Raw genomic sequence first — 20,654 nt, 5'->3', positions numbered from 1 at the left:
GTGGATGCGCCCTGAAGCGGGCGCGGTGTGTCGGCGTAATCAGCCGCGCGTTTTAGGCTTGTCGGCTTGCGCCAGAGTCTGCGCGGGCCGCGCGTCGACAGCCGGCGTGCCGCGCTCTGCATCCGCATGCAACTCACCCGGCGGCCGATACAGCATCATCTCCCCGACATGCCCGTTCTGCGGCACGTCGCCCGTGATTTGCCAGTCCGGATCGGGAATCTCGCCGAACACCTGCCGAAGCCGTTCGCCCCAGGTGCGATGGATCATCTGGTAATACGCGTTGTCCTGATCGATCGACACGAAGCGCGTCACCTTCAGCGTATCTTTCTCGTAGACGAGCAGATCGAGCGGCAGCCCGACCGAGAGGTTCGAGCGCAGCGTCGAGTCCATCGAGATCAGCGCGCACTTGGCGGCCTCGTCGAGCGGCGTGGATGGGATCAGCACGCGGTCGATGATCGGCTTGCCATACTTCGACTCACCGATCTGAAAGTACGGATTCACACGCGACGATTCGATGAAATTACCCGCCGCATAGATCATGAAGAGACGCGGCCGCGATTGTCCGGCGCCATTGCCGCTCTCCGCGTTCTCACGGATCTGTCCGCCGAGAATAAAGCTGCAATTGAAGTCGACGCCGAATTCCTGCAGCGCATTCGCCTCGCGCAGGTGCACGTCGCGCACTGCCTGGCCGACCACGCGCGCGGCATCGGCCATCGTCTGCACGGTCCAGAGCGTGGGCTTCGACGAAGCGGAGGGTGCTGAAGGTCCAGTCGGCTCGGACAACTCTTGCAGCACGGCCTGCGTGAGCGACAGATTGCCCGCGCCGAGCAGCACCAGCATGCGTTCGCCGGGCTCTTCGAACACCGACATCTTGCGCGCGGTGCTGATGTGATCGACGCCGGCATTGGTCCGTGTATCCGACAGGAACACGAGCCCTTCATCGACGCACATCGCCACACAGTAAGTCATGACAGAAATCCAGACGGCTGCCCCGAACGAACGGTTGGACGAGCCGGAAAAAGGCACAGGCCGCGGGCAGCGCCGCGGGACGCTGCCATTGTAATGCGCGCGCCTGGCACGCTGCAGCCGATGTGTGCCCGAAAAGACCCCTGGTTTCGCGGCGCTCCCTATTGCGGCGACTGCTCCTGCGCCTTCACGGCAACGGACACATCGAGCGTTTCTTCCAGTCCGCCGATCCGCCGTCCGCGCACGGGCGAGGCCGCTTCATAGTCGCGCGCCGACGCGAGCCGGCAATACATCTCGCTGGCAAACGCAGCGTGCGTGACGTCGACGGAAATCCAGCCGATACCCGCGAGCCACACATCGACCCACGCGTGACTCGCCGCATGCTCGACGTCGCCCGGTTCGATATAGCCGCTCACATAGCGCGCCGGAATGCCGCGCGCGCGGCAGCACGCGAGCATCAGATGCGCGTGGTCCTGGCAGACGCCCTTGCCGAGCGCGAGCGCCTGCGACGCCGTGCTCGTCACGCCCGTCGCGCCCGTCTCGAACTGCACGCGATCGATGATCTTCTCCGACAGCGCAATCAGCGCGGCCGCCTTGTCGAGCGACGGCACGGACGCCGCCAGTTCGCGAATCGCGGGATCGCAGTCGGTCAACCGTGTCGCGCAGGTGAAATGCTCGAGCGGGATCGCGCCTGCATCGTCGCCGAGCCGGCCGTCGATCAAAGGAAACGTGTCGACTTCGCCCGATACATGCACGCGAATCTCGTCGTGCTGCTTGTTGAGCACGAGCGTGTGCAGTACGTTGCCATAGGCGTCGAAGGTCGAGTCGAGCTTGCCGGGCGCATCGAGCGTCCAGCGCCGCACGATCTGTGAAGCACCGCTCGATGGCGTGAGGCGCAGTTGCTGGATCGAGTAATGGACCGTCGATTCGTAGCGGTAAGAGGTGTCGTGGCGGATCGTCAGATACATTGAGGGCACTCCATCAGGCAACGGGCAGCATCAGGTACGTGCGCGCGACCATGTTGCCGAGTTCGAACACGCGGGCGAGAAACTGCGTGAGCCACGCGTGCAGACCGGCTTCGAAAATCTGCCGGATATCCGAGTAAAGCAGTTCGGCGCGCAGCTTGCCCGCAAAGCGCTCGCATTGATTCGAGCCCTGCGTGCGCAGCATCGCGAGGTTTTCGCAGACGCCATCGAGCGACGCCAGCAGCGAGCGCGGCATCTGCGAATTCAGGATCATCAGCTCGACCACGCGCGCCGGCGTCACGACATCGCGATACACCTTGCGGTAGATCTCCAGCGCCGACACCGAACTCAGAATCGACGTCCAGTAATAGAAGTCTTCGAGCTGCCGGGCAGCCTCGCGCGAGTTCGGCTCGGCGTCGGCAAAGCGCACATCGAGAATGCGCGCCGTGTTGTCCGCGCGTTCGAGAAAGGTGCCGAGCTGCGTAAAGAAGAATGCGTCGTCCTGCAACGCGGTGCCGATCGTCACGCCGCGCGACAGATGCGAGCGGAACTTCACCCATTCGAACAGCGCCGACAGGTTGTTCGCCACCTCGCCGTGCGCGGTGCGTTCGTTGAATTCGAGCCACGTATCGTTGATCGTTTCCCACCATTCAGTGGTCAGCGTGCCGCGCACCGCGCGCGCGTTTTCGCGGGCTGCCTGCAAACACGAATGAATGCTCGACGAGTTGGTCGGGTCGGCCACCATGAAATCGAGCACGTTTTCGCGGGTGGGCTCGTCGTAGCGCTGCGCGAACGCGTGCTCCAGCTCGGAGATGCGCAGCACCGAGCGCTGCGTGCGCTCCTCCTGTTCGGGCGTCTGCGGCAACAGTTGCGCCTTCAGGTTGATGTCGAGCATGCGCGCGGTATTCTCGGCGCGCTCCATATAACGGGCCATCCAGAACAGATGATCGGCAGTGCGGCTCAGCATGTCGGCTTTCCGTGTTGTTGGACGCGCTCTCGTCGCCGTGTGACGCGAAGCGCGCCGGGTTGCCCGTGGTTTGTCGGCTTTGCGCCTGCATCGCGCGATGCGGGCGCTTCGGAACATCGGTCGAATGTCGTCAGTCGACCATCCAGGTGTCTTTGGTGCCGCCTCCCTGCGACGAGTTGACGACCAGCGAGCCCTCTTGCAACGCGACGCGCGTGAGGCCGCCCGCGCACATCGTCACCGTCTTGCCCGACAGGACGAACGGACGCAGATCGATATGGCGCGGCGCGATACCCGCTTCGACGAAGGTCGGACAGGCGGACAGCGCGAGCGTCGGCTGCGCGATGTAGCCGGCGGGCTTTTCGATCAGCCGCTGTCGGAACGCCTCGATTTCCGCCGACGTCGACGCCGGCCCGACGAGCATCCCGTAGCCGCCGGCGCCATGTACTTCCTTGACGACGAGCTCGGACAGATGCGCGAGCGTGTAGGCGAGGTCGTCGGGCTTGCGGCACTGGTAGGTCGGCACGTTGTTCAGGATCGGCTTTTCGCCCAGATAGAACTCGATCATGTCGGGCACGTACGGATAGATCGACTTGTCGTCGGCGATGCCTGTGCCCATCGCGTTCGCCAGCGCCACACGCCCCGCGCGATACGCCGTCAGCAGCCCCGGCACGCCGAGCGCCGAATCCGGGCGGAACGCGAGCGGATCGAGAAAGTCGTCGTCGACCCGCCGATAGATCACGTCCACGCGCCGCGGCCCTTGCGTGGTGCGCATGAACACGTAGTTGTCGTCGACGAAGAGATCCTTGCCTTCCACCAGTTCGACGCCCATCTGCTGCGCAAGGAAGGTGTGCTCGAAGTAGGCGGAGTTGTACATACCGGGCGTCAGCACGACGACGACGGGATCGTCGACGCCTTCGGGCGCCACCGAGCGCAGCGTGTCGAGCAGCAGATCGGGATAGTGGGCGACGGGCGCGATGCGGTTCTGCACGAACAGTTCGGGGAAGAGCCGCATCATCATCTTGCGGTTTTCGAGCATGTACGACACGCCCGACGGCACGCGCAGATTGTCTTCGAGCACGTAGAACTCGCCGTTCTCGCCGGCGCGCACGACGTCGACGCCTGCGATATGCGCGTAGACGGCGAGCGGCACGTCGACGCCCTGCATTTCCGGCCGGTATTGCGCGTTGGTGTAGACCTGATCGGCGGGCACGATGCCGGCGCGGACGATATTGCGGTCGTGATAGACGTCGTGGATGAAGAGGTTGAGCGCCTGGACGCGCTGCCTGAGGCCGGCTTCGAGCGTTTGCCATTCGCCGCGCGGGATGATGCGCGGGATCAGATCGAACGGGATGAGCCGCTCCGTACCTGACAGATCGCCGTTGACGGCGAACGTGATGCCGACGCGGCGAAACAGCAGATCGGCTTCGGCCCGCTTTCTCTCGATTGCCTCACTGCCCTGCTGCACGAGCCAGCGTTCGAACCGCTGATAATGCGGCCGCACGGCGTCATCGAACTGACGCATCTCGTCAAAGCATCGCATGTTACGCCCCACTCTTTTTGTCGGATAGAAGGCGAATGCGCTGCGCATTCGGTTTTTCAATCTCGATCAAGCAAGCGTTATGCCATTCGGGATTTGTGCGCTGCGCGCGGTGGATGCACTGAGAATGCGCACTGCGATGGCGCTCGATTGTCGTTGTCATCGTAGCGCGGAGGGGGAGGATGCGCTACTCCGGTGCGTGTTGTTGCGCACACGGTGCGGTGGGGGGCTGGCGCGGGCCCTGGTTTGGGGTTCGGTTTGGCTTCGTTTTGGTTTTGGCTCGCGGCGCGGGAGTTGGGCTGTTTGTCTCTGTCATGCAATCCGCGTTATGAGTTTCCTGTCTACGCGCTGCCCTTGTGCGGGGCGGCATGTCTTTTCGCTAGCATCGGCGGTTTGGCCGCGTGGCGCGGCCGGGTTGGTTTGCTTGTGTTTTTGCTGGCATCCGCGTTACGGTATCTGTCGTTCATGCGTCGCCCCTGTGCGGGGCGGCATGTCTTTTCGCTGGCATCCGCGGTTTGACTTCGTGGCGCGGCTGGATTGGTTTGCTTGTGTTTTTGCTGGCATCCGCGTTACGGTATCTGCCGTTCATGCGTCGCCCCTGCGCGGGGCGGCATGTCTTTTCGCTAGCATCCGCGGTTTGACTTCGTGGCGCGGCCGGTTTGGTTTGCTTGTGTTTTTGCTGGCATCCGCGTTACGGTATCTGCCGTTCACGCGTCGCCCCTGTGCGGGGCGGCACCTACTTTTCTTTGCCGCCGCAAAGAAAAGTAGGCAAAAGAAAGCGGCTAACACCGCCAGATATTCTTCCTGCCTGAGGGCCCCCAACCGGTCCTACGCTTCACGCGGCAGCATCTCTGTTCGCGTTCGTTGCCAACGCTTCGAATGATCGCCTCACCCACTTCAAACACCCGAACAAGAGCTAGCGGCAGCGAATGGTTTGCGCCGCCCAGGTGGCAAACTGTGTGTAGGTTGTCGTGGCGTATAGCTTGGCGCTCGTACATGGTGGAACGCGTGCGCTATCGGTCCGAAGTGAGGCGTGTGTGACTCTACGGCCTACACACAGTTTGCCACCTGGGCGGCGGAGGAATATCCGGCGCGGCACGCTGCAACGCGGGTGCGTGAAGTGGGTGAGGCGTCAATTCAAAGCGTTGGCAACAAACATGAGTCACGTGGTTGCCGTGTGAAGCGTGGGACCGGTTGGGGGCCCTCAGGCAGGAAGAATATCTGGCGGTGTTAGCCGCTTTCTTTTGCCTACTTTTCTTTGCGGCGGCAAAGAAAAGTAGGTGCCGCCCCGCACAGGGGCAACGCGTGAAGCACGAAGGCATAGCGCGTACGCCAGCAAAAACACAAGCAAACCAACCCGTCCGCACCACGAAGTCAAACCGCGGATGCCAGCGCAAAGGCCAAAACACCAAACAAAACCGCCCGCGCCGCAAAGGAGCAAACGCAGCTGAGAACACAAAAGCAACCCCACCCACAGCGTCGCAGACAAAAAAAATCCCCACACACTTCCGCATGCGGGGACCGCGATAAAGCAACCCAACGACAGCGGCTCGCGCCGCCATCGAGGCACCTCAACTTTTACGCTGCTGCGTCCTTCAGCTTCTTCAACGCACGTGCCTTGACCCGCACGCTTGCCGGCTTCGCCGGGAACCAGCGGTCCTGACCCGTGAACGGGTCCTTGCCGAAGCGCTTCTTCTTCGCCGGAACAGTCTGAACGACGATCTTCAGAAGACCCGACAGCGTGAATTCGCCAGCGCCCTTCTTGTGGACCGAACCGAGGATCGTGTCTTCGAGTGCAGCCAGAATTGCCTTCGCCGACTTCGGCTCGACGCCCGCACGCTCCGCAACGTGTGCAGCCAGCGAGGCCTTCGTGAAGGTGTCCTTGATCGGCGAGGGAACGCCGGACGCCTTCACGGCGACCTTCTTAGCCGTGACTTTCTTTGCGGGAGCAGCAGCTTTCTTTGCAGCAACCTTCTTCGTCGGTACCGTAGCAGCCTTCTTGGCTACCTTTTTTGCGGAAGTCGCCATATTTCTCCTACCTCTAAGGGTCATTGATTGCGAGAAGCGCACGCGATATGCACACGCTTCAACGCCGGATTCTACAAGCGCTTTTGCTTTCTGCGCGAATCTTTTGTGTGTAACGGTTACGGTTTGTTGCGTGGCGCTGACTACGTCGCGCATTTCGAGCCTGTTTTTAAGGGGTAAACGCGATCGCCTGGCGATTTCGCCGCACCTGTCCAGCACGAATCGTCAAGCCCAGCGCCTCGCAGGAAGACCCCAGTCTCAACGACGAAATTGAACGTCCGTTACGCGCGCAAGCGTCAGGGACGCCGGACAGGACGGCATGCACGATCCCTCAAAAGCACGCTCAAGTCCTTGATTCGACACGTGGCAGCAGCTTCGCGAGCGTCGCAAGCGCGGTGTCGATCCGTTCGGCCTCGATGCCGCCATAGCCAAATACAAGCCCTGGCTGCGGCGTTGCCCGCACATAGAAAGGCGCGAGCCCATGCAGTGCGATCGATTCGTCGCGCGCCGCTTCGATCACGGCCGCCTCGGTGAGCGGCGCCTTCAGCAACGCAGCCATATGGATACCCGCCGTCGGCACGATAGGCTCGAACCAGCGAGCGAGGTCGCCCTGCAGATGCGCAAGCAGGCTTGCGCGGCGTGCTGCGTAAAGCTTGTGCATCCGCTTCAGGTGCTTGGCGAAGTCACCGTTCAGCATGAAACTGGAAAGCGCCGTCTGCGTCAGCGAGCAACCATGCCAGTCGCCAATCTGCCGCGCCTTGCACAGCGTGTCGAATAGCGACGCGGGCGGCACCATGTAACCGACGCGCAGCTCGGGGAAGATCGTCTTTGAAAACGTTCCTACGTACGCGACGAGGCCCGTGCGGTCGAGACTCTTCAGCGGCTCCATCGGCCGTCCTTCGAAGCGGTATTCGCAGTCGTAGTCGTCTTCGATGATGACGGCGTCGCGCTGTTGCGCCCATTCGAGCAGTTCGACGCGCCGCGCGAGACTCATCGGCATGCCGAGCGGAAACTGATGCGACGGCGTCACGTAAACGAGCCGCGCGTGCTTCGGCAGCTTGCTCACGACCAGGCCTTCGGCATCGACGGGCACGGCTACGACCTTCGCGCCCACGGCCGTGAGGCACGCGCGCGCGGGAGGATAGCCGGGGTCTTCGATAGCGGCGACGTCGCCGGGACGTAGCGTCACGCGTGCGATGAGGTCGAGCGCATGCTGCGCGCCCTGCGTCACGATGACGTCCTCCCAGTTACTCGCGACGGCGCGATTAAACGCGAGATAGCGCGAGATCGCGAGCCGCAATTCCTGTTCGCCGGCGGCATCGCGATAGGTGCCGCGTCCGCGCGACTGCACGCGAAGCGCGTGGTTCACGCAGCGGCGCCAGACGTCGAAAGGGAAATGGGACTTGTCGGTTATACCGCCAATGAAGTCGTACGGTGTGCCGGGCGTCGTTTGCGGGCTGAGTACCTCGGGGACGGTGTGCCATACCGGTTGAGCGCGGGCGCTGGAGCTGGGGGCCGTTTTCGCGTCGTGGGCGGCACGTGCGTGTGCTGGCTTTTCGGCGGGCAGCCGCTGTAAACCTCCGGCGACGAAGGTGCCCGAGCCGGGGCGCGCATGCAGGAAGCCCTCGGCGAGCAGGCGCTCGAAGACGTCGAGGGTCGTTTTGCGGGAGACGCCGAGTTGCGTCGCGAGATCGCGGGTCGAAGGCAGTTGGGTGCCGCCTGCCAGGCGGCCTTCGATTATTCCTGCGCGCAGTTGTCGGTAGATTTGCCCCGCCAGGTCGTGGCGGCCCTCTACGGATAGGTGGATTTCCATTTCAGTTTTGGTTCTGGTTTGGTTTTTGCCTGCGGCGCTTCTGGTTGTTGTTAGCTTAGCGTGCGCGTCGCGGTTCGGTGGGTTTGTTTGTGCGTTCGCAGTTGAGGTGTTTGCTGCGCAAGCGGTTTGGTTTTTTTGACCTTGCGCGGGTATCCGCGGTTGAGGCTTCGCGGCGCGGGTGTTGGTCTTGGTTTTGGTTTTGGTTTGCTCGTGTTTGCGCTGGCATCCGCGCTTTGCCTTTTCGCTGGCATCCGCGCTATGCCTTCGTGCTTCAAGCGTCGCCCCTATGCGGGGCGGCACCTACTTTTCTTTGCCGCCGCAAAGAAAAGTAGGCAAAAGAAAGCGGCTAACACCGCCAATCCTTCTTCTTGCATGAGGGCCCCCAACCGGTCCTACGCTTCACACGGCAGCGTCCTTGTTCGCGTGCGTTGCCAACGCACTGAATGAACGCCTCACCCGCTTCGAATGCCTGTGCACGGGCTAGCGGCAGCGAATGGTTTGCGCCGCCCAGGTGGCAAACTGTGTGTAGGTTGTCGCGTCGTATAGCTTGGCGCTCTTACAGGGTGGGACGCGTGCGCTATTGGTCCGAAGTGAGGCGTGTGTAGCGCTACGGCCTACACACAGTTTGCCACCTGGGCGGCAGCGGAATATCTGGCACGGCATGCTGCGACGCGGGCGCGTGAAGTCGGTGAGGCGCACCGCAAGAGCGCTGGCAACGAACATGAGTCACGTGGTTGCCGTGTGAAGCGTAAGACCCTTTGGGGGCCCTCAGGCAAACACAAGAGCTGGCGGTGTTAGCCGCTTTCTTTTGCCTACTTTTCTTTGCGGCGGCAAAGAAAAGTAGGTGCCGCCCCGCACAGGGGCGACGCTTGAAGCACGAAGGCATAGCGCGGATGCCAGCGCCAACACGAGCAAACCAAAACCAAAACCAAGACCAACACCCGCGCCGCGAAGCCCCAACCGCTGATACCAGCGCAAAGTCAAACCCACAACACCAACACCAAAAGAAAAAGGCGCACCCAAGAAAGGCACGCCTTGGAAGACCGCTCTGCCCCGCAGGGGCAAAAGAAAACCTTACTGCACCGAGGCCGCCACGCCCTCACCGCTGCGCGCTTGCTCAGCGCACTGCTGATGCGCCCGCGAAAGGCGCCCCATCAGCGGCAGCAACAAGATAGCAACAACAGCCCCAACAGCAGCCAGCCACCCAAGCTCAGCAAAGAGCTTCGTATACAGCGGCAAAGAGATCAAAGGATCGAGATCCCCAGCCGGCATCTTCGCCAGATTGGCAACAACACTACCCAGATACTGCGACACACCCGTCGCCACAAAATAAGCGCCCATCATAAAACCGCTCATCCGCGCCGGCACATATCGCGCGATCATCGCGAGCCCGAGCCCGCTCACCAGCAACTCGCCGAGCGAGTACAAACCATAACCCCCGACCATCCACCACGACGACACCCGCCCGTTGACGGCAAAACTACCGCTCCACGCGTAAACGAAAAATCCCGCCGCCACCACCGCAAAACCAAATGCATACTTCGCCGCAACCGGCACGTCCTTGCCGCTCTTCGCGAGCTTCGTATATAGCATCGCAAGAAGCGGGCTCAGCAGCATGATCCAGATCGGATTCAGCGCCTGGAACTGCGCAGCACTCCACGTAAACAAATGCGCACCGAACAGCGAGAACGTCGGATCGACATTGCGCAGCGCGAACAACGTCAGCGACGTCGACATCTGCTGATAGAACACGAAGAACAGAATCACCTGCAGCGTCAGAATCAGCGCAGCCAGCAAGCCTGAGCGCTCCGACCGCTCGCAGCTGAGCAACATGTACGCGAAGATCGCCAGAATCGCGACGCCCGCCGTGTACACGCATGCGACGGCAATCGCCTTGTGCTGCAACACGAACGTCGTCGCCGTGCCGAGCGCGATCCCGCCGATCGCAACAGCCAGCACGCGCTTCCAGCGGATCGGTTCGGCATCCGGCGCGGAACCAACGTGCGTCAGCGTGCGGAACATCAGGAAGTAGTTCACCACGGCGATCAACATGCCGCCGCAACAGACGGCGAACGCCGCGTGCCAGCCCCAGTGATCCTTGATCCACGGCGTCGCCAGCATCGACACCGTCGAGCCGATGTTCACCGCCATGTAGTAAATCGTGAACGCGCTGTCGATGCGCGCATCGTCGCCTTCATAAATGCGCCGCACGAGGTTCGCGGCGTTCGACTTGAACAGCCCATTGCCAACCACGATCACGCCCAGCGACGCATACATGAACTCGAGGCTGTCGTTCGGCAGCGCAAGCATCAGGTAGCCAGCCGCCAGCACCAGCGCGCCGAAAATCATCGAGCGACGCGCGCCGAGAATCTTGTCGCCAATCCAGCCGCCGATCGACGGCGACGCATACACGAGCGCCGCGAACGCGCCCCACGTGAGCGTCGCGCGGCTGTCGTCAAAGCCGAGCCGGTCGATCATGAACAGCACGAGCAGCGCCGCCATGCCGTAGTAGCCGAAGCGTTCCCACATCTCAATGAGAAAGACCGTCGAAAACGACCGGGTCTGGGATACGGGTGATTTCATGCTTTCCTCTTATTTACGCTATAGCAGCCGCGCGCGCATGCGTCGAGCGGACGCAATGCCACGTGGCGAAGCTGGAAAAAACTGGAGATCGTCGATCACTTGCCGTAGCCGATGCGCAAAGCGGCATCGAGCGACGGTTCAGTGCGATACGAGCAACGGACAGCGTGGTCCGCGTCGAAAACGGAACAACCAGGACTTCAGCGGGAGGCCGTCAACGCGAACAGCGCGTGACGAAAGGCTCAATGATAAAGCATCGCGCGAGCGGACCGCTTCGGCGGTTGCATCGAAATACGCGTGCTGGATATGCGGGATGGATGCGGAAAGACTGCGAAAGAAATCGACATGGATGTTCACCTTCATTCGTCGGTGGCAGTCCGGTCAGGACGTACCGATCAAAACGCCGTCGCAGGATCGCTGCAAACGGGAGTGCAGGCGGATCAGCCCGGCTGGGCCAACCCGCGCGAGGTTGCGATTGTGCGCATCGAAACGCGACTTGTCGCCTCGGGAATTCACTGACATGCGCGCCGCTCGTGCACGATCCGTCTCAATGCATTACCGGTCTTCTAACGCAAATCCAATAAGTGAACTTTGCGATCTGGCAACATAGAGTACTTTCTCGAAAAGATCGGATCTGCGTGAACGGCATGGAAGAGTTATCAAGTCGCGCAAGGCTGAGCGGGAAAGAGCAACACGTCATCAAACAAAATTTGCTTATATCAAACTAATTTTGACGGACTAATTTGGTTTTGTTATGGTCACGACACTTGAGAAAGACACGGCACTTGCACTGGGGAGCAAGATCCGCGCGCTGAGGCAAAGGCTGAAGCGTACGCTTGACGAAACAGCGACAGCAGCAGGCATTTCGAAGCCGTTCCTGTCGCAGGTCGAGCGCGGTCTCGCGTCGCCGTCCATCACGTCGCTGGCAGGCATTGCGAATGCGTTGGGAGTGAAGGTGCAGTATTTCGTCGACACACCAAGCGAAGAGCGGTCGGTGTGTCGCGCAAACGAGTTGAAGTTTTTTGGTTTCGCAGACTCGGCGAACCTGTTTGCCCGGATGACCAATCTGTCGGGGGGCCGTCAGTTGGAAGCCATCCTTGTGAGGATGCCACCCGGGCAAAAGCGTTCCGAAGTCACGACACATGCCGGTGAAGAGTTCATCTATGTCATCGAAGGGCAAGTGTCGTTGACGCTGGAAGGCAAGACCTTCGTGCTGCGCGCCGGAGACAGCGCGCATTACGAATCGACGGTGCCGCATAGCTGGGCCAACACGGCCCGCAAGGAATCGGTCGTCGTGTGGGTAGGTACGCCGAGATTGTTTTAGAAGGCAGGCATTCGATCCTGGTTGGAAGCGCTTCCGCAAGTCCGGGGGCGCACAAAATTCCGCTGTAGGATGCCTGTAATAATAATTGTAAGGAATCCTGCATGCCGTACACCGAACAAGGGCCACCTCGGCCTTCATCACGCGGATAACCGTTAGCGGCGTCCGTGCCGCTTGCGTTTCTCTCCCGACTTTTTCTGCGAATCCAACCATGAAAACACCGTTCGTTTACACGACGGCGCTGGCCGCGCTCGTCCTCACATTTCAGCAACACGCATCGGCCGTCACGGTCCCGTCGGGCGCCACGCTCGCCGCGAGCCAGGAACTGACCCGTCAGGTTCCCGCCGAAACCGAATCGCTCGACCCCGCGCACATCGAATCGTGGACGGGCAACACGATCGGCCTCGATCTGTTCGAAGGCTTGACGCGCATCGACGCAACGGGCGCGATCGTGCCTGGCGTCGCGCAGTCGTGGACGCGCACCGCGCCCGACACGTGGGTCTTCAAGCTGCGTCACGATGCGAAGTGGAGCAACGGCCAGCCGGTCACGGCAGCGGACTTCGTGTATGCGTGGCAGCGCGTCGTCGATCCGAAGACGGGTTCGAAGTACACGGTGCTCGTCGAGTTCGTGAAGAACGCGAAGGAGATCATCGCCGGCAAGGCGCCCGTGACGAGCCTCAGCGCGCGCGCCGTCGATCCGTACACGCTCGAAGTGAAGACCGACGTGCCCGCCGCATTCTTCCCGCAACTGACCGCGATGGCGACGATGGCCCCCGTCGACAAGGCAGTCGTGACGAAGTTCGGCAACGACTGGACGCGCCCGGCGAACTTCGTCGGCAACGGCGCGTTTGCGCTGACCGACTGGCAGCCGAACAACCGCCTCGTCATCAACAAGAACGGCAACTACTGGAACGCACCGAAGGTCGCGATCTCGAAGGTCACGTATCTGCCTATCGAAAGCGACGAAACGGCAATGCGCATGTACCAGGCCGGACAGTTCGACTACACGTACACGATTCCGTCGGGCATCTACAACCAGGTCGACAAGCAGTTCGGCCAGCAGTTGCAGAAGGGCCTGCAGATCGCAACGTATTACTACAGCCTCAACAACGACGACCCCGTCTTCAAGGACAAGCGCGTGCGCCAGGCGCTGTCGATGGTGGTCGATCGCGAGCTGCTGACGTCGAAGCTCACGTCGAGCGGCGAACTGCCGATGTACGGCCTGATCTCGAAGGGCACGGAAGGCGCCGCCGTCTTCAAGCCGGAGTGGGCATCATGGCCGATGGCAAAGCGCGTCGACTACGCGCGCAACCTGCTGAAGGAAGCCGGCTACTCGGATGCGAAGCCGCTCACGTTCACCTTCACGTACAACACGAACGATCTGCACAAAAAGGTTGCCCTCTTCGTCACGTCGGAATGGCGCACCAAGCTCGGCGTCACCGCGAAGCTGGAGAACGTCGAATACAAGGTGCTGCTCAAGCAGCGTCATGACGGCAAGGTGCAGGCGTCGCGCGACGGCTGGTTCGTCGACTACAACGACGCGATGTCGTATTTCGACCTGATCCGCTGCGGCAGCGTGCAGAACGACCAGCACTACTGCAACCCGAAGGTCGACGCGCTGATCGATCAGGCCAACCAGCAGACCGACGACAAGCAGCGCACCACGCTGCTCTCGCAGGCGCATGACCTCGCGATGAACGACTATCCGATGATCCCGCTGTTCCAGTACTCGGCGGCGCGTCTGGTGAAGCCGTACGTCGGCGGCTACGCATCGACCAACTATCTCGACATGCGCGCGTCGCAAGACCTGTACTTGCTCAAGCACTAAACAGCAGGAACCGCACTCATGCTTGCATACACGTTGCGCCGCACGCTGTGGGCGATCCCGACGATACTCGCCGTGATCACCGCATGCTATCTGCTGCTGCATCTCACCCCGGGCGGCCCGTTCGATACCGAGAAGCATCTGTCGGATGCCACGCTCGCGAACCTGAACGCACGCTATCACCTCGACGAGCCCCTGTGGCAGCAGTATCTGCACTATCTGTGGGCGCTGCTGCACGGCGACCTAGGCCTGTCGTTCCGCTACACCGACTGGTCCGTCACCGATCTCGTGCTGAAGGCGCTGCCCGTGAGTCTCGGCGTCGGCGGCGTGTCGGTGCCGATCGCCGTGGTGATCGGCGTCACGCTCGGCACGATTGCCGCCGTGCGCCGCGATAGCGTGATCGATCACGCGGTGATGGTGCTCGGCAATATCGGCAACGTCGTGCCGCCGTTCGTGCTCGGCCCGCTGCTGGTGTGGGTGTTCGCCATTCTGCTCAAGACCGCGGACGGCCACGGCTGGCTGCCCGCGGGCGGCTGGGGCGAAGGCGAGTGGCGCTATCGCGTGCTGCCCATCGCCCTTCTGACGATCATCAACGTCGCGCTGATCGCCCGCGTGATGCGCGGCAGCATGATCGAAGTGCTGTCGGGCAACTTCATCCGCACCGCGCGGGCGAAGGGCCTGCCCGCGCGCACGATCGTCCTGCGCCACGCGATGAAGCCCGCGCTGATGCCCGTCGTGTCGCTGCTCGGCTCGGTATGCATTTCGTCGATCACGGCGGCTGTCGTCACCGAATCGGTGTTCGCGCTGCCGGGTATCGGCCAGCTCGTCGTCAACGGCGCGATCAACCGCGACTACACGCTGGTGCTCGGCCTCGTCGTGCTGACGACAGCCGTCGCTGTTCTCTTCAACCTGCTCGTCGACCTTGCGTACGCATGGCTCGATCCGCGTATCCGCTATTGAAACCGATGAGAATGCCACCTGTTTCATTGACCGTCGTCGATGCGCCGCCTTCGCGCAGCCCGCTCGCGACGGCCGCGCGCCGCTTCGTGCGCAATCGCGCGGCGTTCGTCGCGCTTCTGTTGCTGGCCGTCATCATGCTCGCGTGCTTCGTCGGGCCGCTGCTGTCGCCGAACAACGCGATCGACAGCGACTGGTCCGCGATCAGCCTCGCGCCGACACTCGACAACATGCACTGGTTCGGCACCGACGAACTCGGCCGCGACCTGCTGGTGCGCACGCTGGTCGGCGGGCGCGTGTCGCTCGAAGTCGGTTTGCTCGGCACGCTCGTATCGGGACTGATCGGCGTCGCGTGGGGCGCGACGGCCGGCTATCTCGGCGGCAGAGTCGATGCCGTGATGATGCGCATCGTCGACATGATGTACGCGATCCCCTACATGCTGATCGCGATCCTGATGATGACGCTGTTCGGTCGCGCGTTTTATCTGGTCGTGCTGACCATCAGCGCCTTTTCGTGGCTCGACATGGCGCGCGTCGTACGCGGGCAAACGTTGTCGTTGCGCTCGCGCGAATTCATCGACGCAGCGAAAGCGATCGGCGTCGATTCGCGTTCGATCATCACGCGCCATATCGTGCCGAACCTGATCGGCGTCGTGGTCGTCTATGCGACGGTCACGGTGCCGGGCATCGTGCTGACGGAATCGGTGCTGTCGTTTCTCGGCCTCGGCGTGCAGGAACCGATGACGAGCTGGGGCGTGCTGATCCAGGACGGCGCGCAGAAGCTCGAATCGACGCCGTGGCTGCTGCTGTGCCCCGCTCTCATGCTGTGCGCGACACTCTATAGCGTGAGCTTCGTCGGCGACGGCCTGCGCGATGCACTCGATCCGAAGGACCGCTGAGATGGCAGAGAAGATGGCACATAACCCGGCACTACTCGAAGTCAAAGACCTGAGCGTGCGCTTCGCACGCCGCGACGGCGCGCCCGTCGACGCCGTGCAGCGCGTGTCGTTCTCGCTCGACAAAGGCAAGACGCTCGGCATCGTCGGCGAATCGGGCTCGGGCAAAAGCCAGACCGTGATGGCACTGCTCGGCCTGCTCGCGAAGAACGGCAAGGTCAGCGGCGACGCGCTCTACAACGGCACGAACCTGCTGACGATGAACGAGGCCGCGCTCAACCGTATTCGCGGCGATCGCATCGGCATGATCTTCCAGGACCCGATGACGTCGCTCAATCCGTTCCTCACAATCGAGCGGCAGATGACGGAGACGCTGCAACTGCATCGCAAGCTGTCGCGCCGCGAGGCGAAGCAGCGCGCGATCGAAACGCTCGAACGCGTGCGCATTCCCGATGCGGCGCGCCGTATCGGCATGTATCCGCACGAGTTCTCGGGCGGCATGCGTCAGCGCGTGATGATCGCGATGGCGCTGTTGTCGGAACCCGAAATCCTGATCGCCGATGAACCGACCACGGCCCTCGACGTCACCGTGCAGGCGCAGATCATCGAACTGCTGCGCGAGCTGAACCGCGAGCGCGGCACCGCGATCATCCTGATCACGCACGACATGGGCGTGGTGGCCGGTCTGTGCGACGACGTGATGGTGATGTACGCGGGGCAAACGGTCGAACAGGCGCCCGCGCAGCAACTGTTCGCCGCGCCGACGCATCCGTACACGATCGGCCTGCTGAACGCGCTGCCGCGACTCACCGACGATTACGACCAGCCGCTGCAAACCATTCCGGGCAATCCGCCGTTGCCGGGCATGGCGACACAAGGCTGCGCATTCGCGCCGCGCTGCACGTACGCCGAAGAGCGATGCCGCGCGACCCGTCCGGCGCTCGAACCGATCGAAGGCGAAGTCCATGCGCTGCGCGCGTGCCATCGTCCCGTCCAGGCTATCGCGGAGGTGCTATGAGCGCTCAGGTAACCCTACTCAAGGTCGACAACCTCAGCGTGCATTTCAGCATCGCGCAGGGCGGCTATCCGTGGTCGAAGAAGGCGACCCTGCGCGCCGTCGACGGTGTGTCGTTTGATGTGCGTCGTGGGGAGACCGTGGGGCTCGTCGGAGAATCCGGTTGCGGGAAGTCGACGCTTGCGCGCGCGATCATCGGCCTTACGCCGGTGACTTCGGGCAGCGTGCAGTGGAAAGGACGCGAGTCGGTGAAAGGCACGTCACGTGATACCGCACAGATTCGCCGCGACGTGCAGATGATTTTTCAGGACCCGCTCGCATCGCTCGATCCGCGCATGACGATCGAACAGATCGTCGCGGAGCCGCTGAAGACGCATCAACCGCAACTCGGCCGTGAGGAGATACGCGTTCGCGTGCGGACCATGCTCGAACGCGTCGGCTTGAGCAACCATCATCTGCGCCGCTATCCGCACGAATTCTCGGGCGGCCAGTGCCAGCGCGTGGGCATCGCGCGCGCGTTGATCGGCGAGCCGCAACTGGTGATCTGCGACGAGCCGGTGTCAGCGCTCGATGTGTCGATCCAGGCGCAGATAGTCAATCTGCTGCGCGATCTGCAACGCGAGCTGTCGCTGTCGCTGCTGTTCGTTGCACACGATCTGGCCGTCGTGAAGGCGATCAGCCAGCGCGTGCTCGTGATGTACCTGGGCCGCGTGATGGAGTTCGGCGACAAGCGCGACGTGTATCGCGAGCCGCAGCATCCTTACACGCGAGCGCTGCTGTCGGCCGTGCCGCTGCCCGACCCGGCTGCCGAGCGCGCGCGCAAGCATGTGCTGTTGCGCGGCGAGATTCCGTCGCCGCTCACGCCGCCTTCGGGCTGCGCGTTCCGCACGCGCTGCCCGGATGCAATCGATGCCTGCGCGAACGAGCGGCCCGTTACGAGCGCAACGGGCATCGGTCATACGCAGGTCGCCTGCATACGCGCCGTCATGACCTGACAACCCTTTAGCTTCACACAAACCTTTTTCCACGACGCAGCTAGCCGCTGCGCCGAGGGAGGCGTTCGTTCGCGCGACGGCGGGAACGGGCGAGAAAGTGTGGCACGGCCGACCGCCGCGCCGCTGTTTCATCAACTAGAAAAAATGGAATTGCAATGACAACCCAACGATCCACATCAGGAGCATCGAAGTTCGCGTTGCTGGCAGTGGGCCTGCCCGCACTGACGATCGCCACCGCCGCGCTGGCCGACGACGCAGTTGCGCCCGCCGTACCTGCCGCGGCGAGCGCCGCCGTGGCGCAGGCTGCGCCGGCGTCGCCCACGGCGCCAGCCAAACCGAAGCTCAAACACACACCGAATGTCGCGGAGGTGCAGCCCGAAACCAACAACGCGCTCGTGAACGCCGAAGCCGACCAGGCCGTGACGCCGACCGCGCCGTTGTCGAGCCAGGCGAAGAGCAAAGGCCTGATCGCCGACAGCCATCTGAACCTGCTGTTCCGCAACTACGCCGACCAGTTCGACAACGAAGGCGGGCCGCACCGTCACGCGTGGGTTCAGGGCATGCAGGCGAACTTCGAATCGGGCTTTACGCAAGGGCCCGTGGGACTCGGTTTCGACGCGTCGCTGTTTGCCGCGCTCAAGCTCGACGGCGGCAACGGCGCGGGCAACATGGTGCACGTGGCGAAGGGCGGCGGCGGCTCCGATCAGCTCGCGTGGGCGTATCCGGGCATGTACGACATCAAGGGGCGCATCTCCGAGACGGTCGTCAAGTATGGCTTGCAGATCGTCGACAACAACCCGTTCATGGAACCGCACGACAACCGCGCGTTGCCGCCGACGTTCCTCGGCGTGTCGGCCGTGAGCAACGATATCCATAACGTCACGCTGCAAGCGGGCAGCTTCACGAAGGTCGACCCGCGCGGCCACACGAACCTCGTAGACCTGACGACATCGTACGGCGGCACGACGTTCAAGCGCCTGTCCTACTTCGGCGGCAACTGGGACTATTCGCCCAACGGTACGGTCACGCTGTACGCGGACCAGGCGGAAGACGTGTGGAATCAGTTCTACGCGGCGATCTCGCATTCGATCGGCGATGTGAACACTGTCAAGTGGGCGGGTCTTGCGAACATCTACTCGACGCATCAGACGGGTTCGGCGCTGCAAGGGCATATCAACAACAATGCGTATAGCCTGTCGCTGTCGGCGCAGCATGGTCCGCATCAGGTGTTGCTCGGTTATCAGCAGATTCTTGGCGACCAGTTCTTCGATTATGTGAACGAGACGAACGGCATTTATCTCGTGAACTCGATGGACGTTGACTACAACGCGCCGCATGAAAAGTCGTTCCAGTTGCGGTATACGTTTGATGGCAAGTATGCCGGCTTGCCCGGCTTCAAGGCGATGCTGTGGGGCGTGACGGGCTGGGGCGCGGATGCTTCGGCTGGCGCGGCGTCAAATGCTATCGGGCCGTATACGCGAAATGGCGAGTATGTGCACGGCACGCACCATGAGATCGGCTTTATTCCGAGCTATACGCTGCAAAGCGGGCGGTTCAAGGATACGAAGATTACGTTTATCGCGATGTATCACAAGTCGACGGCGCACTATTCGGACCCGGATAATATGGAGTATCGGCTGGTGGTGAATGTGCCGGTGAAGGTGTTCTGATTTTTTTTGTCTGCGACGCTGGGTGGTTTGCTGGTTTTGTCGCTGGCATCCGCGCTACGGTGTTTGCCGTTCAAGCGTCGCCCCTGTGCGGGGCGGCACCTACTTTTCTTTGCCGCCGCAAAGAAAAGTAGGCAAAAGAAAGCGGCTAACACCGCCAATTCTTCTTCCTGCCTGAGGGCCCCCAACCGGTCCTACGCTTCACACGGCAGCGTATCTGTATGCGTGCGTTGCCACCGCTCTCTCTGTACGCCTCACCCGCTTCACGCGCCCGCAATCCGGCATGCCGTGCCAGATAGTCCTCTGCCGCCCAGGTGGCAAACTGTGTGTAGGCTTTCGCGCCTTACGCGCATCACTCCGGACTGAGTAGCAAGGTTGGTGTTTCTGGTAAGAGCACTAACCTGTGCGGTGCGACAACCTACACACTGTTTGCCACCTGGGCGGCACAAACCATTCGCTGCCGTTGGCCCTTGTACGGGTGTCTGAAGTGGGCGAGGCATCAGTTCGAAGCGTTGGCAACGGGCAGGCGATAGCGCGTTACCGCGTGGAGCGCGGGGCCGCCGGGGGCCCTCAGGCAAGAATAAATGTTGGCGGTGTTAGCCGCTTTCTTTTGCCTACTTTTCTTTGCGGCGGCAAAGAAAAGTAGGTGCCGCCCCGCACAGGGGCGACGCTTGAAGCACGAAGGCATAGCGCGGATGCCAGCGAAAAGGCTAGAACAACCAAACCGACCGACAACGCCCGCGCCGCAAAGGCCGAACCGCGAATAGCAGCGCAAAGCCCAAAACAACCGACCCAGCGTCGCAGACAAAGAAAAAATCAAAAGATAACCGACACAACAATCGACAACCAAACCGCAATCATCCCAACCAGAAACATCCCCCGCGCGGAGCGCACCTTCTTATCATTCGTATCAGGCTCGACGGGACTGGTCGCCACCCACGGCACGAGCCCCAAAAACGCAAACCCAACAATCGCAAGCCCAGCAACGAACCTATCGGTAGGCGTCCAGTGGCCTCCTTCCTGGAGGCCCCAATAGCCAAGAAAGATAATACCGATCGAGAACGTCGTCGCGGAAGCCGTGCACAGCGCTGGCACCGATCCCTGGGGAATGGGCATGGTCCACCT

The 20,654-nt window shown here is 62.1% G+C and carries 16 protein-coding genes; 7 read left to right on the top strand and 9 right to left on the bottom strand.

Annotated elements, in window-relative coordinates; genetic code table 11:
• Positions 1-39: 39 nt before the first annotated feature.
• The 8 genes from SB822_RS40985 to SB822_RS40950 all read right to left on the bottom strand — a co-directional run bounded on the left by SB822_RS40985 (position 40) and on the right by SB822_RS40950 (position 10,856).
• Positions 40-969 carry a proteasome-type protease gene (locus tag SB822_RS40985; protein WP_086919509.1) on the bottom strand — a complete coding sequence of 310 codons (930 nt, stop codon included), beginning with the start codon at positions 967-969 and terminating at the stop codon, positions 40-42.
• 158 nt (positions 970-1,127) lie between these two features.
• The gene (locus tag SB822_RS40980) at positions 1,128-1,934 is read right to left on the bottom strand and encodes a transglutaminase domain-containing protein (protein ID WP_009770770.1); all 807 of its coding nucleotides are present in this window, start codon (positions 1,932-1,934) and stop codon (positions 1,128-1,130) included.
• Between the two features lie 13 nt (positions 1,935-1,947).
• Positions 1,948-2,898, bottom strand: a complete 951-nt coding sequence (locus SB822_RS40975) for an alpha-E domain-containing protein (protein WP_007737897.1) — start codon at positions 2,896-2,898, stop codon at positions 1,948-1,950.
• Between the two features lie 130 nt (positions 2,899-3,028).
• Positions 3,029-4,438, bottom strand: coding sequence for a circularly permuted type 2 ATP-grasp protein (locus SB822_RS40970; RefSeq protein WP_007737896.1), 1,410 nt, complete (start codon positions 4,436-4,438; stop codon positions 3,029-3,031).
• A 1,575-nt stretch (positions 4,439-6,013) separates the two neighbouring features.
• Positions 6,014-6,463 carry an HU family DNA-binding protein gene (locus tag SB822_RS40965; protein WP_007587329.1) on the bottom strand — a complete coding sequence of 150 codons (450 nt, stop codon included), beginning with the start codon at positions 6,461-6,463 and terminating at the stop codon, positions 6,014-6,016.
• Between the two features lie 340 nt (positions 6,464-6,803).
• The gene (locus SB822_RS40960) at positions 6,804-8,273 is read right to left on the bottom strand and encodes a PLP-dependent aminotransferase family protein (protein ID WP_410857371.1); all 1,470 of its coding nucleotides are present in this window, start codon (positions 8,271-8,273) and stop codon (positions 6,804-6,806) included.
• 768 nt (positions 8,274-9,041) lie between these two features.
• Positions 9,042-9,296, bottom strand: a complete 255-nt coding sequence (locus SB822_RS40955; RefSeq protein WP_410857370.1) for a hypothetical protein — start codon at positions 9,294-9,296, stop codon at positions 9,042-9,044.
• A gap of 51 nt (positions 9,297-9,347) precedes the next feature.
• Entirely contained in the window at positions 9,348-10,856 is a 1,509-nt protein-coding gene (locus tag SB822_RS40950) for a peptide MFS transporter (RefSeq protein ID WP_007743720.1), read from the bottom strand.
• 751 nt (positions 10,857-11,607) lie between these two features.
• Between SB822_RS40950 and SB822_RS40945 the strand changes: the two genes are divergently transcribed.
• The 7 genes from SB822_RS40945 to SB822_RS40915 all read left to right on the top strand — a co-directional run bounded on the left by SB822_RS40945 (position 11,608) and on the right by SB822_RS40915 (position 19,532).
• Positions 11,608-12,177, top strand: coding sequence for a cupin domain-containing protein (locus SB822_RS40945; RefSeq protein WP_007743723.1), 570 nt, complete (start codon positions 11,608-11,610; stop codon positions 12,175-12,177).
• A gap of 208 nt (positions 12,178-12,385) precedes the next feature.
• Complete coding sequence (locus SB822_RS40940; protein ID WP_079500744.1) at positions 12,386-14,002, top strand: ABC transporter substrate-binding protein; 1,617 nt, start codon at positions 12,386-12,388, stop codon at positions 14,000-14,002.
• Between the two features lie 18 nt (positions 14,003-14,020).
• Positions 14,021-14,959: an ABC transporter permease subunit gene (locus SB822_RS40935; RefSeq protein WP_009771521.1), complete on the top strand. Its 939-nt coding sequence runs from the start codon at positions 14,021-14,023 to the stop codon at positions 14,957-14,959.
• 11 nt (positions 14,960-14,970) lie between these two features.
• A complete protein-coding gene (locus SB822_RS40930) occupies positions 14,971-15,855 on the top strand; it encodes an ABC transporter permease (protein ID WP_165489560.1) in 885 nt (294 codons plus the stop codon).
• Position 15,856: 1 nt separating this feature from the next.
• The gene (locus SB822_RS40925; RefSeq protein ID WP_410857369.1) at positions 15,857-16,870 is read left to right on the top strand and encodes an ABC transporter ATP-binding protein; all 1,014 of its coding nucleotides are present in this window, start codon (positions 15,857-15,859) and stop codon (positions 16,868-16,870) included.
• Entirely contained in the window at positions 16,867-17,862 is a 996-nt protein-coding gene (locus SB822_RS40920) for an ABC transporter ATP-binding protein (RefSeq protein WP_410857368.1), read from the top strand. The genes SB822_RS40925 and SB822_RS40920 overlap by 4 nt, the downstream gene beginning before the upstream one ends.
• A gap of 155 nt (positions 17,863-18,017) precedes the next feature.
• Positions 18,018-19,532, top strand: coding sequence for an OprD family outer membrane porin (locus tag SB822_RS40915; protein WP_007743731.1), 1,515 nt, complete (start codon positions 18,018-18,020; stop codon positions 19,530-19,532).
• Positions 19,533-20,345: 813 nt separating this feature from the next.
• On the opposite strand, the gene SB822_RS40910 is transcribed toward SB822_RS40915, so the two are convergent.
• Complete coding sequence (locus tag SB822_RS40910) at positions 20,346-20,645, bottom strand: hypothetical protein (protein ID WP_007747305.1); 300 nt, start codon at positions 20,643-20,645, stop codon at positions 20,346-20,348.
• Positions 20,646-20,654 lie beyond the last annotated feature (9 nt).

The sequence above is a fragment of the Paraburkholderia sp. SIMBA_054 genome (assembly GCF_046534875.1).
Classification (GTDB): Bacteria; Pseudomonadota; Gammaproteobacteria; order Burkholderiales; family Burkholderiaceae; genus Paraburkholderia; species Paraburkholderia hospita.
This window is presented reverse-complemented; position numbering and strand designations above follow the sequence as displayed.

What these genes read in the sequence shown, in the direction of transcription:
- SB822_RS40985 (WP_086919509.1), bottom strand. Translation starts at nt 969, where the DNA reads ATGACTTACTGTGTGGCGATGTGCGTCGATGAAGGGCTCGTGTTCCTG.
- SB822_RS40980 (WP_009770770.1), bottom strand. Translation starts at nt 1,934, where the DNA reads ATGTATCTGACGATCCGCCACGACACCTCTTACCGCTACGAATCGACG.
- SB822_RS40975 (WP_007737897.1), bottom strand. Translation starts at nt 2,898, where the DNA reads ATGCTGAGCCGCACTGCCGATCATCTGTTCTGGATGGCCCGTTATATG.
- SB822_RS40970 (WP_007737896.1), bottom strand. Translation starts at nt 4,438, where the DNA reads ATGCGATGCTTTGACGAGATGCGTCAGTTCGATGACGCCGTGCGGCCG.
- SB822_RS40965 (WP_007587329.1), bottom strand. Translation starts at nt 6,463, where the DNA reads ATGGCGACTTCCGCAAAAAAGGTAGCCAAGAAGGCTGCTACGGTACCG.
- SB822_RS40960 (WP_410857371.1), bottom strand. Translation starts at nt 8,273, where the DNA reads ATGGAAATCCACCTATCCGTAGAGGGCCGCCACGACCTGGCGGGGCAA.
- SB822_RS40950 (WP_007743720.1), bottom strand. Translation starts at nt 10,856, where the DNA reads ATGAAATCACCCGTATCCCAGACCCGGTCGTTTTCGACGGTCTTTCTC.
- SB822_RS40945 (WP_007743723.1), top strand. Translation starts at nt 11,608, where the DNA reads ATGGTCACGACACTTGAGAAAGACACGGCACTTGCACTGGGGAGCAAG.
- SB822_RS40940 (WP_079500744.1), top strand. Translation starts at nt 12,386, where the DNA reads ATGAAAACACCGTTCGTTTACACGACGGCGCTGGCCGCGCTCGTCCTC.
- SB822_RS40935 (WP_009771521.1), top strand. Translation starts at nt 14,021, where the DNA reads ATGCTTGCATACACGTTGCGCCGCACGCTGTGGGCGATCCCGACGATA.
- SB822_RS40930 (WP_165489560.1), top strand. Translation starts at nt 14,971, where the DNA reads ATGCCACCTGTTTCATTGACCGTCGTCGATGCGCCGCCTTCGCGCAGC.
- SB822_RS40925 (WP_410857369.1), top strand. Translation starts at nt 15,857, where the DNA reads ATGGCAGAGAAGATGGCACATAACCCGGCACTACTCGAAGTCAAAGAC.
- SB822_RS40920 (WP_410857368.1), top strand. Translation starts at nt 16,867, where the DNA reads ATGAGCGCTCAGGTAACCCTACTCAAGGTCGACAACCTCAGCGTGCAT.
- SB822_RS40915 (WP_007743731.1), top strand. Translation starts at nt 18,018, where the DNA reads ATGACAACCCAACGATCCACATCAGGAGCATCGAAGTTCGCGTTGCTG.
- SB822_RS40910 (WP_007747305.1), bottom strand. Translation starts at nt 20,645, where the DNA reads ATGCCCATTCCCCAGGGATCGGTGCCAGCGCTGTGCACGGCTTCCGCG.